The organism is Gelidibacter salicanalis (assembly GCF_016469035.1).
Classification (GTDB): Bacteria; Bacteroidota; Bacteroidia; order Flavobacteriales; family Flavobacteriaceae; genus Gelidibacter; species Gelidibacter salicanalis_A.
In genome coordinates, this window is the sequence record NZ_JAEHJZ010000046.1 from 81,516 (window position 1) to 94,000 (window position 12,485).

Sequence of the window (12,485 nt, forward strand, 5' to 3'; positions counted from 1 at the left end):
TTTTGTAAAATAATTATTTCAAGGTCTTAAGGCCTTCATAAGTTACAATGGCCACAGCGTTGGCCAAGTTTAAACTGCGTATATGGTTACTAAACAATGGTATTTTGTACAAATGCTCTTGATTGGTGTCAAGAATATCTTTGGACAGTCCTACCGATTCTTTTCCGAAAATTAAAAATAAATTATCTTCAAACGGAATATCCCAATAGTCTTTTTTGCCGTGACTGGATAAAAATGCCATTTTTTTATCCCGGTGCTGCTCAAAAAAGTCGGAGGCACTGTCATAAGTAGTGATCGTCACATGAGGCCAATAGTCCAAGCCGGCACGCTTTAAACGGGTATCGGTTATTTCAAACCCAAAGGGTTGTACTAAGTGCAAATGCGCCCCAGAGGCCAATGCCAATCTTCCTATATTACCGGTGTTATTTGGAATTTCTGGTTCAATTAAAACAATATTTAGAGGCATATTAAAAGTTTAGGGTGTCGCAGGCTACAGCGGTTAAAGGAAATTGGTCGTCAAATGTAATTTTGGCGTCTTTTTTAAACACTGTTGTCTCATGGGCATCTACTTCTACATCACCATAGCCTTGCAAGAGTGTATTCCCTTTTTTAAGAAAGATTATTTCGCGTTTTGATTTGGTGCCTTCTGACTCAAAATTATAATCGGCATATAAGGTATCTCCTTTCATGATGCCCTCAAAAGCTCCGTGACTGCCATCTTTTTCGTAAAAATTAAAGATGATTTTCCCTGTTACCAAGGTTTTGTTTTCGTTCCACAAAACGGCAATGGTGTCGTTGTTTTTAGCGTACAGATAGCACTGTTCTCCAATTTTTGAAACAGTTGTATCTTCAATTTTGGTCGGCAGGGGAGTCGTCTCATTTTTTGGAGATTCTTTACAGGATAGATTCACCGCAACTAAGGTTAAGATGATTGTTTTTGAGAGTATGTTCATCTTTGTTTCTGGATTATTTTTTATTCATTACAACTAAAAAGAAACCTATTCAATACTAATTAGAATAGGTCTCTTTTGCGTGTTTTTAATAAGACAATTATTTCTTGGATTGTTGGTCTTTTATCGTCTTATCATTAATATCATATTTATTGACATTATTATTCTTGATTCCTGTCGGATTCGTTGGATTGGTCTGTTCTTTAGTTGTTTTAAATTTTTTATTATCTTCTATAATTCCCATAATTTTTAGTTTTTTAATTCTTTGATAAGTTAAGAAAATATGGAAGAAATTATATTAAGATTGTCTTAAAATTTAATCGTAAAGAATTCCTCGAGGCTCTGCCTCGGGGTTTCCGTTGATCCCGATAATTATCGGGAGTCATTCCCGTGAAAACGGGAATCTAATTACAGAATTTTGATTTTTGACCTTTTTCAGGTCAAAATGAAACCAGCGAAATACCTCTATGGCTCTGCCTCCAGGATAGTTGGTTTCAAAAAATTCTTTATTTCACCAAAGCAAACCTGAGGTTATGGTCTCAAGAGGTTAAGGTCTCAATAAGGAATTTATAAAAGACTCAACTTTTGTGCTGCCCTCCGTACTTAAATGTTTGACAAAAGCGCTTCCAATAATGGCGCCTTTGGCATATTGCGTGGCTTGAGTAAAAGAGTTATGGTCTGATATGCCAAATCCTATGATTTGCGGACTCTCTAACTCCATTTGGGCAATACGTTTAAAATAATCTGTGTGTACGTCTCCAAAACCAGAACTGCTGCCCGTTACACTGGCGCTGCTGACCATATAAATAAAGCCTTCAGACATGGAGTCGATAAAACGAATACGCTCGTCAGAAGTTTGAGGGGTGATTAAAAACACGTTGATGATGCCGTGCTTTTCAAAGATGGACTTATATTGGTCATGATATACATCTACTGGCAGATCAGGAATAATGAGTCCGTCAATGCCCACCTCTGCGCATTTTTTGCAGAAGGCTTCCACGCCGTATTGCAACATAGGGTTGAAATAGCCCATGATAATTAACGGAATACTTACGGTTTTTCGGATGTCTTTAAGTTGATCAAACAGTACTTCAGAGGTCATGCCATTTTTTAAGGCTTGGGTTGAACTGGCTTGAATTGTAGGGCCGTCCGCCAAAGGATCGCTAAAAGGCATCCCAATTTCAATCATATCCACACCATTTTTTTCTAAGCTTTGGATAATACTGACCGTGTCGTTCAGATTAGGGTATCCAGCAGTAAAGTATATGGAAAGCAACTTTTTGTGTTCTTGTAATTTTGTGTTGATTCTGTTCATGTTCACTTCCCACGAAAGTGGGAATCTTTTTTAATTAAACGTTATGTTTCTGTATCATTTTCAGGCTTTAAAACCCTTCCGACTTCATCCCATTTGGTTGGGATGAATCCACCTTCCCTTGAAATAAGGGAAGGAGCTTTTTATAGTGTTTATAATCCGAAATGGTCTATATATGTCTCCAAATCCTTATCCCCACGCCCCGACAAACTGACCACCACAATGTCTTCTGGTTTAAAGGTTTTATGCTCAAAAACGGCTAGGGCATGTGAGCTTTCAATGGCGGGGATAATGCCTTCCTTTTTGCACAATTCCAGACCAGCCGTCATGGCATCGTTATCAGTAATGGCGATAAATTCTGCACGCCCACTTTTATACAAATGCGCATGCATTGGTCCCACGCCAGGATAATCCAAGCCTGCTGAAATGCTATAAGGTTCCGTGATCTGCCCGTCTGGGGTTTGCATCAAAAGGGTTTTACTCCCATGTATAATGCCTTCTTTTCCCAAAATGGAGGTTGCGGCGCTTTCGCCAGAATGCACCCCTTTTCCGGCAGCTTCAACAGCAATAAGTTTGACCTCCGTATCTTCTAAAAAGTGATAAAATGCACCTGCTGCATTACTGCCACCACCTACGCAGGCCACCACATAATCAGGTTTGGCAGTCCCTTCTTTTTCCTTAAGTTGCCATTTAATTTCTTCAGAAACAATAGCCTGAAAACGCGCCACCATGTCTGGATACGGGTGCGGACCAACCACACTGCCGATGATATAATGAGTGTTTACAGGATTGTTAATCCAATCGCGAATGGCCTCATTGGTGGCGTCCTTAAGCGTACGGCTGCCAGAAAGAGCAGGAACCACGGTAGCACCCAGCATTTTCATACGGGCAACATTCGGTGCCTGCCTGGCAATGTCAACTTCACCCATATACACGATGCATTCCAATCCCATTAGTGCGCAAACCGTTGCCGTAGCCACGCCGTGTTGTCCAGCGCCAGTTTCAGCTATGATGCGGTGTTTTCCCAAACGTTTGGCCATTAAAATTTGACCAATGGTATTGTTAATTTTATGCGCTCCCGTGTGGTTGAGGTCTTCGCGTTTTAAATAAATTTTGGTGTGGTACTTCTCACTCAATCGCTTGGCGAAGTAGAGTGGAGAAGGCCTTCCTACATAATCTTTAAGCAGCGCATTGAATTCTTCTTGAAATTCTGGCTCTGCCATGACCTTGAGGTAGTTTTGGCGTAATTCTTCCACATTGGGATACAGCATTTCAGGAATGTAAGCCCCTCCAAATTCGCCGTAATAACCTTTGTTGTTGATGTTGTATGTCATAATTTATATTCCCACGTAGGTGGGAACCTCATGATTTATAGTTCAATTTAGTGTATTGAACCGATTAATTTCTTTTTAAATTAGTGAAACTCAATTTTTAAAAGTTGCGAAGCAATGAATTAAAAATTGTTAGTTGAACTAATCCCGCTTTTTAGCGGGATCCTTGGGTTTTATTCCCCGACGCTCTGCGTCGAAATAAAAANNGGAACTTCTACTTGATACCTCGTACCCGTACCCTTGGGTCGAGGTTGTTCATTACTTTAAGCGACAACACGTCTGCTTCTCGATACTGTTTTTCATCGCTAATGCGCTGTAAAATCACTCGAAGTGATATGGTTTTTAAATTCTTTTAATTTTTTATAGTCCTTCAATCCAGCCGCAATTTCAAATTGGCTATTCACATCAATGGCATAACAATATTTGGAAGCCTCACCTTGCATGAATTGTTTGATGTTTTCCATTTCTTCCAAACCAATACCACCACTTAAAAAGTATGGTTTGGTTGAAGGGTACTGAATCAACACATCCCAATTAAAGGTGTACCCATTACCACCAGGCAACCGTCCTTTGGTGTCGAATAAAAAATAATCACACACCGCTTCGTAGGGTTTTAATACGTTAAAATTGAATTGTTCGTTGACGGAAAACACTTTTATAATTTCGATTTTTTTTGAAAGATCTGTCATCAATGTTTGGCAGAATTCCGGTGATTCTTCACCATGCAGTTGAACTAAATCCAAATTATAGTGTGCTATTTTTTGCTTAATTTCCTTAACCGATGCATTTACAAAAACCCCCACTTTTTTAATCTCTTTTGGTAGCTCTGGTAATGTGCCATTAAAAAATCGGCTTGATTTTTCATAAAATATAAAGCCCAGATAATCTGGGTGAAGTGTGCCAACTTCAGCCACATTCTCTTGATATTTCATGCCGCAGATTTTTAGTTTCATTTTATTTGTGAAGATCATTTATAAATTGTGTGGCACTGTTGCCCGCATGATCCGTTTTCATAAAATTTTCACCAATTAAAAATCCTTGATAGCCATACGGTTGCAAGGTTTTAATTGCTTCAATGGTGCTGATACCACTCTCCGAGATTTTTACAAAATCGTTAGGAATTAGTGTGCTCAACCGTTTGCTGGTATCTAAGCTGACCTCAAACGTTTTAAGATTGCGATTGTTGACCCCCATCATATCCAAACTCGGCATGACCGATTTCTGTAATTCTTCTTCATTATGAATTTCTAAAAGCACCTCTAAATTTAAGCTTTTTGCCAATTCTGACAGTTGTTTGATAGCTTCTTTAGTCAATACAGATGCGATAAGCAAAATAACATCAGCACCATAGGCTTTGGCTTCAATGATTTGATACGGATCAATAATGAATTCTTTACGAAGCAAGGGCAATTGACAACTTGCTCTAGCTATCAGTAAATCGTCTAACGAACCTCCAAAATATTTACCATCGGTTAAGACAGACATGCCGCATACGCCAGCATTCTCATAGCCTTTGGCCACCTCAAAAACGTTCAAATCGTGGTTGATCACAGATTTTGATGGCGAACGACGCTTATGTTCTGCAACAATTCCATAAGTACTTGTTTTCAATCGCTCAGCAAGTGAAAGGGTAGAACGCTCAAATAACACCGATTGTTCCAATTGTGAGACGGGAATTATCGATTTCTTGAGGTTAACTTCTTTGCGTTTATCGGCAATGATATGGTCTAAAATGTTCATTTTTTCAGTATTCAGTATTCAGTATTCAGTATTCAGTATTCAGTGTTCAGTGTTCAGTGTTCAGTGTTCAGTGTTCAGTGTTCAGTGTTCAGTGTTCAGTCCTCAGTCTACAGTATTCAGTATTCAGTCCTCAGTCCTCAGTCCTCAGTATTCAATAATCAATATTTAGTGTTCGATATTCAACTGCCTACTGCCTACTGCCTACTGCCCAATGCTAACTGCCCACTGCAGACTAATTCTTGCTAATTCTCACTAATTCTCACTAATTTTTCAAACTTCTCCTTTGCTTTTCCACTCATTAACGATTCTTTTGCCAAGGCGAAACTATCTTCTACAGAGTTTTTGTTCACCGTTGCAATAGCCATAGCCGCATTAGCGCATACCACATTGTTTTGTGCTTCGGTTCCCTTTCCGTTTAAGATGTCTACAAAGATTTTAGCAGCCGATGCTACCGAATCCCCACCATAAATTTCATCCTGATTTAGAGTGTCAACACCAAAAAATTGAGGGGTGATGATCGTTTCTGAAGCGTTTCGGATCACCTTAGCTGGTCCGGTCAATGAGATTTCATCATACCCATCTAAAGCATGCAGAATGGTATAATTGATATCTGTATGTTGATAAAGATAGCCATACATACGCAATAATTCCAAATTAAAAACGCCTACCATTTGATGTTTAGGGAACGCTGGGTTGACCATAGGTCCCAACATATTGAAAAAGGTTTTAACAGCCAAATCCTTACGGATGGGCGCCACGTTTTTCATTGCAGGGTGGAAGAGCGGTGCATGCAATACACAAATATTTGCTTCATCCATGGAGCGTTTTAAAAAATCAATGTCTTTGGTGAATTTAATACCTAAAAATTCCATAACATTAGAAGAGCCACAAGCAGAAGACACCCCGTAATTTCCATGCTTGGTCACATTGATACCTGTCCCAGCAGTCACAAACGAGGCCAAGGTTGAAATGTTAAACGTGTCCTTCCCATCGCCGCCGGTACCACAAAGGTCAATACCATTATAATCGTCTAGATCAACGTGTAAACAGAGTTCTAAAAGGGCGTCTCTAAACCCTTGCAGTTCTTCAATGGTCACGCTCCGCATCATATACACCGTCAGGAACGATGCAATTTGACTCTGGTTATAATCACCTTTAGAGATGTTTACCAACACTTGTTTGGCTTCGTCGCTGGTGATGCTTTCTTGATTGATCAGTCTGTTGAGTATATGTTTCATATCCATTCCCCACGACAGTGGAGATTTTATTTGTTAAACTTTGTTTTAAAAAAACCTTTTCGCCTTTTTTTAGTTAGCAGTATTCAGTTGGCAGTATTCAGTATGCAGTCCTCAGTAATCAGCGGACTTTCTGCCAACTGCTAACTGCCAACTGTTTACTGCCTACTGGTTAATCCAATTTTCCAAAATCTTTTTGCCGTGTGGTGTCAATACCGATTCAGGATGAAATTGTACGCCTTTTAAATCGTATACTTTATGACGTAAGGACATCACTTGACCATTTTCGTCATAAGACGTGGCTTCCAAAACCTCTGGCAAATTAGGATCTACCACCCACGAGTGGTAACGGCCAACCTCAAAAGTGTTTTCTAAACCGTCAAACAACGTTTCGTCGGTCACACATGTGGTGACGTTGGTAGATACCCCATGGTATACGGTTTGGAGGTTGATTAATGTACCACCGTAAACCTCACCAATGGCTTGCTGCCCCAAGCAGACTCCCAAAATACTTTTGGTAGGGGCATAGGTTTTTATAATGTCCTTTAACAATCCAGCTTCATCAGGAATTCCTGGCCCTGGAGAGAGTACGATTTTTTCAAAAGCATCCACATCGTCTAATGTCAGTTGATCGTTTCGTTTGACCGTAACTTCACAGCCTAAATCCTCCAGATAATGAACCAAATTGTAAGTAAAACTGTCGTAATTGTCTATAACTAGTACTTTCATATGTGTTCCCCATTAAAGTGAGGGTGTTTTTTAATTAAATTTAAATTCGGTGTGGATGCTAAAATAAACGTAAAGCTCTTAAAAACCCTTCCGTCTTCATCCCGTTTTCTCGGTATGAATCCACCTTCCCTTGAAATAAGGGAAGGAATTCTGTGCGCTTATATTTCCTTAGCCATTTCAATAGCCTTGGTCAATGCACCCAACTTATTGTACACTTCTTGTAATTCGTCCTCAGGCTTAGACTTAGAAACTATCCCAGCCCCCGCCTGCCAATGCAATTGATGATTTTTACTTAAAAACGTTCGGATCATGATGGCATGGTTAAAGTTGCCCTCAAAATCCATAAACCCGATGGCGCCACCGTAAAAGTCGCGACTTGTTTTTTCGTATTTTTCAATCAATTGCATGGCTTTGTGTTTTGGTGCACCACTTAAAGTGCCGGCAGGAAAAGTGTCGGCCACCATTTGCATAGTGGTGGTGTCCTTGTGTTTTTTTCCAGTGACTTTACTTACTAAATGAATGACATGAGAAAAGAATTGGACTTCGCGATAGTTTTCTACGGTTACTTGACTCCCGTGACGACTCAAATCGTTCCGAGCCAAGTCGACCAACATCACATGTTCCGCGTTTTCTTTATCATCAACCGCTAACTGTTTGGCGAGTTCAGCATCTTTTTCATCATTCCCCGTGCGTTTAAAGGTGCCCGCAATAGGGTGGATTTCTGCTTTGTCTTTATTGATGACCAATTGCGCTTCTGGCGAACTCCCAAATATCTTAAAATCGCCATAATCAAAATAAAACAAATAAGGGGACGGATTGATACTTCTCAAAGCGCGATAGACATTAAATTCATCACCCTTAAACTGTTGGGTGAATTTTTTAGAGAGTACCAATTGAAAGACATCACCTCTGGCACAATGTTTTTTTGCTAAAACAACATTGTCTTTATACTCTTCATCAGTTAAGTTGGAAGAGGTATCACCATCCGTAGAAAAATTAAACGCCGCAAAGTTTTTGGATTTGATCAGCTGTAAAATTTCATCAATATTATTATCCGTATCATAACAATGGGCAAATACATAGGCCTCATTTTTGAAATGATTAATGGCGATGATATTCTGATACACCGCATAATAAATATCAGGAATATCTTGGTGACCTTCCTTTTTAGAAATGTCTACATCTTCAAAATAACGCACGGCATCATAGGCAATATACCCAAAAACCCCATTGTTAATGAATTTAAAACTTTCTTCAGAATGGGTTTTAAATCGTTTGGTAAACTTATGGATCACGTTGGCCACGTCAGTATCTGCGGTAATAGGCTGGGTCAATTGTGTCTTATCAGGAAAACGTTCTGTAATTACTTCATTCTGTACCTTTATGGACGCAATAGGGTTACAGCAGATATAGGAAAAACTATTATCATTGGCGTGATAGTCACTACTTTCCAACAGCATGCTATTAGGATATTTATCTCTAATTTTTAGATAAATGCTGACCGGGGTAATGGTATCTGCAAGAATTTTTTTGTGATGTGTGTATAGACTGAAGGTCTTCATAGGTTGTAATGGTTATAAAAATGAAAAAGGCTTGTCGTGAATGACAAGCCTTTTTTATATTAAATTTAAATATACAATAGCGTTACCTCACGAAAGTTGTTTCGAAAAGTTCCACCACCAAGTATGATTTAAAATTGTGTACATGTTTTTGTTTTGTCAAATATAGAAATGAAAATTTAGTTAACAAATAATTTATGAAGAAATTAAAAAAAAATCCTGCCGAAGCAGGATCCCATTTGTAATTGTTAGGTGAACTTAGAATTTAAGATTTACGTTTAAATCGAAATTATCATAGATTGCCTTGTCTGCCAATCCGTCAAAGAAACTTGTCGATCTAAATTTGATATCATATTTTGTTCTGTCAACTTTCAATATGGCAGTAGCTGTATTGTTGTCATTTACCGTCATGTCAAATGTATTTGGGAAGCTGATACCTTTGATAGTTAAATCTCCAGTAACTTTGTATTTACCATTTTTTCCTTCAACTTTAGTAATTACAAATTTTGATGTTTTATGATTGTCAACACCGAAAAAATCATCAGATTTTAGGTGGCCTTCAAGTTTGCCTTTTGATTCACCTTCCAAATCTTCAACCGTTAAAGTTGTCATATCCATGATAAATGAGCCACCAGTTAATTGTTCTTTATCATCAAATTTCAATGTCCCTTCTTTAAGGGTGATGGAGCCATCATGCTGACCTGTTACTTTATGGCCAACCCATGTAATTGCACTATTGGTAACATCTACGTTTTTTACTGTTGTGAATGAAAATGCGGCGAAAGCCATTGCTAAAATTATTGTACTCTTCATAATGTTTGATTTTTGTTGTTAAAGTTTATAATAGTTATTAATAATTCTGTTTTTATAGTTGTAAGCTCTTGTAGCATGTTCCATGCATGTATTGAGCCAAACACGATTACTTTCTAAGTTTTGTCAATAAGGTGTTTAAGGTGGTCAATTCTTCAATGCTTAATGCTGCTGTCAGTTCGGTTTCAACTAAAAGCACCTTCGGATCAATACTTTGTAATGCCTCTAAGCCTTTTTTTGTAATGAAAATCTCAACTTTCCTACGGTTGTCTTCGCAGATAAAACGTTCTACAAATCCTTTTAGAATAAGCTTATCCACCAATCGGGTGGTGTTGCTCATTTTACTGACCATCCGGTCTTGGATGTCTTGGAGGTTGGTGGGTTTTCCGTGCTGACCTCTTAAAATTCTGAGCACGTTAAATTGTTCAATAGAAATGTCAAACGATTTTAGTACGTGGGAAATACTATCCTTAAAATTTACATTGGTTAAAGAGATGTTTAAAACAGTCTTTTTAGCCAATGCAATGTCAGTCTTAGTTTTTATGATATCTTCTAACTCTTTCATGTACGACAATTGTATATACAAATGTAATTGTTTTTATACAATTGACAACTATTAGGTAATTAATTTTTTGTTAAATTTTAATGTGGCAATAAAGGGATGTATATTTTTATAGCATGAGAATATCAGGATTATTATTGTTAATTTTATTAGCCTCATGCAAGAATGAGACTAATGGGAATCAGGACGTAGAAACTAATGAAGAAATAGAGATTACTATGTTGCCAGACTTGGAAGTTTACGACTTTGAAGGTTTAAAACCACTCTTAAAAACTGCTTCTGATAGTGTATATGTTATTAACTTCTGGGCTACGTGGTGCGCGCCATGTATTAAAGAGATGCCTTATTTTGAAGCGATTAATAAAAATTATAAAGACAAAAAGGTGGTTGTAACGTTAGTGAGTCTGGATTTCCCTAAGAAATACGATTCCCATCTAAAACCATTTATTAGAGACAATAATATTAAATCGAGAGTGGTGGTTTTAAATGATGCCGATTCTAATACGTGGATTCCTGAAATACATCCCGATTGGTCAGGAGCCATTCCTGCGACACTTATTTATAACAAGCATAAGCGTGCGTTTTATGAACAACCATTTACTTATAAGGAATTGGAGACGGAGCTTCAAAAGTTTTTAAATTAAAGTTCCAGTCTTGCATTCACCAGAATGGAACGTTTATTGAGTGTTAATGAACGAATTTAAGAAACATCTTATGAAAAAAATAAAAGGATTGCTTGCAATAGTAGCCATAGTCGTACTTTCAGGTTTTGGCACAATAAGCAATGGATATAAAGTAGGGGATATTGCCTCAGATTTTAGGCTTAAAAACGTTAATGGTAACATGGTGTCCTTGTCTGATTATAATGACGCTAACGGATTTATCGTCATTTTTACGTCTAATACCTGTCCATATTCGGTGTCTTATGAAGATCGGATTATTGCTCTAGATAAAAAGTATGCCCCTAAAGGTTATCCGGTTATTGCCATTATGCCCAATAACACCACGATGCAACCTGGAGATAATATGGAAGCCATGCAACGCAGAGCCCAAAGTAAAGGATTTACATTTCCTTATTTAATTGATGAAGGTCAAAAAATTTATCCGCAATATGGGGCTACTAAAACCCCGCAAGTATATATACTACAAAAAACGAGTGCGGGTAATCAAGTCAAATATATTGGCGCCATTGACGATAATTATCAAGATGCGAGTGCGGTCCAAACCAAATACGCTGAAAATGCAGTTGAGTCGCTGCTTTCAGGTCAACCAATTAAAGTAACAGAGACCAGAGCCATTGGGTGTTCTATAAAATTTTAAGTGGATGCCTTTTATAAAAGCAGACTTGTTAGTTGGTCTTGCTCAATTTGTTTAAAAAAGCACAGATAACCGTCGCGCAGCTTTTAAAAAATGAATCCGAAGTGTAACACTTCGGATTTTTTTGTGTGTATGCTAAAGAAACGTTAATTTTGCATCATAAAAAAATAATTAGTATGGCAGATTTAACACAAGACGATTGGGTGTCCCAAATGGAAAAGGACGCTGATGCGGTGATTTTAGATGTAAGGACCCAAGAAGAGGTTAGCGAAGGCTATATCCCGGGTGCCATTAATTTAGACATCCATCAAGGTCAGGATTTTATTGATGAGCTAAAGAAGTTAGATCCAGATAAAAGCTATTATGTGTATTGCCGTTCAGGAGCAAGAAGTGGCCAGGCCTGTTCTATAATGAATCAGCTAGGTATTGCAAAGGCTTATAATTTAGAAGGTGGTTTTATGAAGTGGACCGGAGCATCTACACAATAAAACCCGATTTTTTTCTTTAATAGAGAGTAAACCAAAACTTATGAAACGTCTTTTATTTCTATTTTCTATTTTTGCAGCTTCATTTTTGATAAGCTGTAAGAATGATATTGAAGGCGAAATAAAGTTGGTAACCCCTGAAGAAATGCAGGCGTTGATGGAGTTGGAAGATGTGCAACTGGTTGACGTAAGAACAGCTCAGGAACGCGTAAACGGGTTTATCAAGAATTCTCAAAACATCGATTTTACTTCTCCAACTTTTGAAGAGGATATTGAAAAATTAGATAAAACCAAGCCAGTCATTTTATATTGCCATTCGGGTGGGCGTAGCGAAAAATGTGCTAAAAAATTGAAAGACGCGGGGTTTGAAATGATTTATGATCTTAAAGGAGGCATTAGCCAATGGCGTTTTAAGGAATTGCATATTGAGATGCCTAATTAGTGCTTGGTCGTAA

The 12,485-nt window shown here is 38.1% G+C and carries 16 protein-coding genes; 4 read left to right on the forward strand and 12 right to left on the reverse strand.

Features of this window, described 5'->3' with window-relative positions; translation table 11 throughout:
* Positions 1 to 13: 13 nt before the first annotated feature.
* From JEM65_RS17305 to JEM65_RS17360, 12 genes are all read right to left on the reverse strand, one after another.
* A complete protein-coding gene (locus tag JEM65_RS17305) occupies positions 14 to 466 on the reverse strand; it encodes a tRNA (cytidine(34)-2'-O)-methyltransferase (RefSeq protein ID WP_199602366.1) in 453 nt (150 codons plus the stop codon).
* Between the two features lies 1 nt (position 467).
* Positions 468 to 953, reverse strand: coding sequence for a hypothetical protein (locus tag JEM65_RS17310; protein ID WP_199602368.1), 486 nt, complete (start codon positions 951 to 953; stop codon positions 468 to 470).
* 97 nt (positions 954 to 1,050) lie between these two features.
* Positions 1,051 to 1,194 carry a hypothetical protein gene (locus JEM65_RS17315; RefSeq protein ID WP_170245213.1) on the reverse strand — a complete coding sequence of 48 codons (144 nt, stop codon included), beginning with the start codon at positions 1,192 to 1,194 and terminating at the stop codon, positions 1,051 to 1,053.
* Positions 1,195 to 1,497: 303 nt separating this feature from the next.
* The gene (gene trpA / locus JEM65_RS17320; protein WP_199602370.1) at positions 1,498 to 2,265 is read right to left on the reverse strand and encodes a tryptophan synthase subunit alpha; all 768 of its coding nucleotides are present in this window, start codon (positions 2,263 to 2,265) and stop codon (positions 1,498 to 1,500) included.
* Positions 2,266 to 2,414: 149 nt separating this feature from the next.
* Positions 2,415 to 3,596, reverse strand: a complete 1,182-nt coding sequence (gene trpB / locus JEM65_RS17325) for a tryptophan synthase subunit beta (protein WP_199602372.1) — start codon at positions 3,594 to 3,596, stop codon at positions 2,415 to 2,417.
* Between the two features lie 302 nt (positions 3,597 to 3,898).
* Positions 3,899 to 4,546: a phosphoribosylanthranilate isomerase gene (locus JEM65_RS17330; protein ID WP_199602374.1), complete on the reverse strand. Its 648-nt coding sequence runs from the start codon at positions 4,544 to 4,546 to the stop codon at positions 3,899 to 3,901.
* A 1-nt stretch (position 4,547) separates the two neighbouring features.
* Entirely contained in the window at positions 4,548 to 5,333 is a 786-nt protein-coding gene (trpC, locus tag JEM65_RS17335; RefSeq protein WP_199602376.1) for an indole-3-glycerol phosphate synthase TrpC, read from the reverse strand.
* A gap of 242 nt (positions 5,334 to 5,575) precedes the next feature.
* Positions 5,576 to 6,571 carry an anthranilate phosphoribosyltransferase gene (trpD, locus tag JEM65_RS17340; protein ID WP_199602377.1) on the reverse strand — a complete coding sequence of 332 codons (996 nt, stop codon included), beginning with the start codon at positions 6,569 to 6,571 and terminating at the stop codon, positions 5,576 to 5,578.
* A 162-nt stretch (positions 6,572 to 6,733) separates the two neighbouring features.
* A complete protein-coding gene (locus JEM65_RS17345; protein WP_199602379.1) occupies positions 6,734 to 7,297 on the reverse strand; it encodes an anthranilate synthase component II in 564 nt (187 codons plus the stop codon).
* 158 nt (positions 7,298 to 7,455) lie between these two features.
* Positions 7,456 to 8,859 carry an anthranilate synthase component I family protein gene (locus JEM65_RS17350; protein WP_199602381.1) on the reverse strand — a complete coding sequence of 468 codons (1,404 nt, stop codon included), beginning with the start codon at positions 8,857 to 8,859 and terminating at the stop codon, positions 7,456 to 7,458.
* 255 nt (positions 8,860 to 9,114) lie between these two features.
* Positions 9,115 to 9,669 carry a YceI family protein gene (locus JEM65_RS17355; RefSeq protein WP_199602383.1) on the reverse strand — a complete coding sequence of 185 codons (555 nt, stop codon included), beginning with the start codon at positions 9,667 to 9,669 and terminating at the stop codon, positions 9,115 to 9,117.
* A gap of 106 nt (positions 9,670 to 9,775) precedes the next feature.
* On the reverse strand, positions 9,776 to 10,231 hold the full coding sequence (locus tag JEM65_RS17360) for a MarR family transcriptional regulator (RefSeq protein ID WP_199602385.1): 456 nt from the start codon (positions 10,229 to 10,231) through the stop codon (positions 9,776 to 9,778).
* Positions 10,232 to 10,344: 113 nt separating this feature from the next.
* Between JEM65_RS17360 and JEM65_RS17365 the strand changes: the two genes are divergently transcribed.
* The 4 genes from JEM65_RS17365 (at position 10,345) to JEM65_RS17380 (ending at position 12,472) form a co-directional block, all read left to right on the forward strand.
* On the forward strand, positions 10,345 to 10,872 hold the full coding sequence (locus JEM65_RS17365; protein ID WP_199602387.1) for a TlpA family protein disulfide reductase: 528 nt from the start codon (positions 10,345 to 10,347) through the stop codon (positions 10,870 to 10,872).
* A gap of 70 nt (positions 10,873 to 10,942) precedes the next feature.
* A complete protein-coding gene (locus JEM65_RS17370; RefSeq protein WP_199602389.1) occupies positions 10,943 to 11,548 on the forward strand; it encodes a thioredoxin family protein in 606 nt (201 codons plus the stop codon).
* A 173-nt stretch (positions 11,549 to 11,721) separates the two neighbouring features.
* Positions 11,722 to 12,033: a rhodanese-like domain-containing protein gene (locus tag JEM65_RS17375; RefSeq protein WP_199602391.1), complete on the forward strand. Its 312-nt coding sequence runs from the start codon at positions 11,722 to 11,724 to the stop codon at positions 12,031 to 12,033.
* Between the two features lie 40 nt (positions 12,034 to 12,073).
* On the forward strand, positions 12,074 to 12,472 hold the full coding sequence (locus JEM65_RS17380) for a rhodanese-like domain-containing protein (RefSeq protein WP_199602393.1): 399 nt from the start codon (positions 12,074 to 12,076) through the stop codon (positions 12,470 to 12,472).
* Positions 12,473 to 12,485 lie beyond the last annotated feature (13 nt).

Bases quoted from the DNA above. Each gene is read 5' to 3' on its own strand.
- trpB (WP_199602372.1), bottom strand. From the start codon at position 3,596: ATGACATACAACATCAACAACAAAGGTTATTACGGCGAATTTGGAGGG.
- JEM65_RS17365 (WP_199602387.1), top strand. From the start codon at position 10,345: ATGAGAATATCAGGATTATTATTGTTAATTTTATTAGCCTCATGCAAG.
- JEM65_RS17355 (WP_199602383.1), bottom strand. From the start codon at position 9,669: ATGAAGAGTACAATAATTTTAGCAATGGCTTTCGCCGCATTTTCATTC.
- JEM65_RS17360 (WP_199602385.1), bottom strand. From the start codon at position 10,231: ATGAAAGAGTTAGAAGATATCATAAAAACTAAGACTGACATTGCATTG.
- trpD (WP_199602377.1), bottom strand. From the start codon at position 6,571: ATGAAACATATACTCAACAGACTGATCAATCAAGAAAGCATCACCAGC.
- JEM65_RS17315 (WP_170245213.1), bottom strand. From the start codon at position 1,194: ATGGGAATTATAGAAGATAATAAAAAATTTAAAACAACTAAAGAACAG.
- trpA (WP_199602370.1), bottom strand. From the start codon at position 2,265: ATGAACAGAATCAACACAAAATTACAAGAACACAAAAAGTTGCTTTCC.
- trpC (WP_199602376.1), bottom strand. From the start codon at position 5,333: ATGAACATTTTAGACCATATCATTGCCGATAAACGCAAAGAAGTTAAC.
- JEM65_RS17310 (WP_199602368.1), bottom strand. From the start codon at position 953: ATGAACATACTCTCAAAAACAATCATCTTAACCTTAGTTGCGGTGAAT.
- JEM65_RS17380 (WP_199602393.1), top strand. From the start codon at position 12,074: ATGAAACGTCTTTTATTTCTATTTTCTATTTTTGCAGCTTCATTTTTG.
- JEM65_RS17350 (WP_199602381.1), bottom strand. From the start codon at position 8,859: ATGAAGACCTTCAGTCTATACACACATCACAAAAAAATTCTTGCAGAT.
- JEM65_RS17330 (WP_199602374.1), bottom strand. From the start codon at position 4,546: ATGAAACTAAAAATCTGCGGCATGAAATATCAAGAGAATGTGGCTGAA.
- JEM65_RS17345 (WP_199602379.1), bottom strand. From the start codon at position 7,297: ATGAAAGTACTAGTTATAGACAATTACGACAGTTTTACTTACAATTTG.
- JEM65_RS17305 (WP_199602366.1), bottom strand. From the start codon at position 466: ATGCCTCTAAATATTGTTTTAATTGAACCAGAAATTCCAAATAACACC.
- JEM65_RS17375 (WP_199602391.1), top strand. From the start codon at position 11,722: ATGGCAGATTTAACACAAGACGATTGGGTGTCCCAAATGGAAAAGGAC.
- JEM65_RS17370 (WP_199602389.1), top strand. From the start codon at position 10,943: ATGAAAAAAATAAAAGGATTGCTTGCAATAGTAGCCATAGTCGTACTT.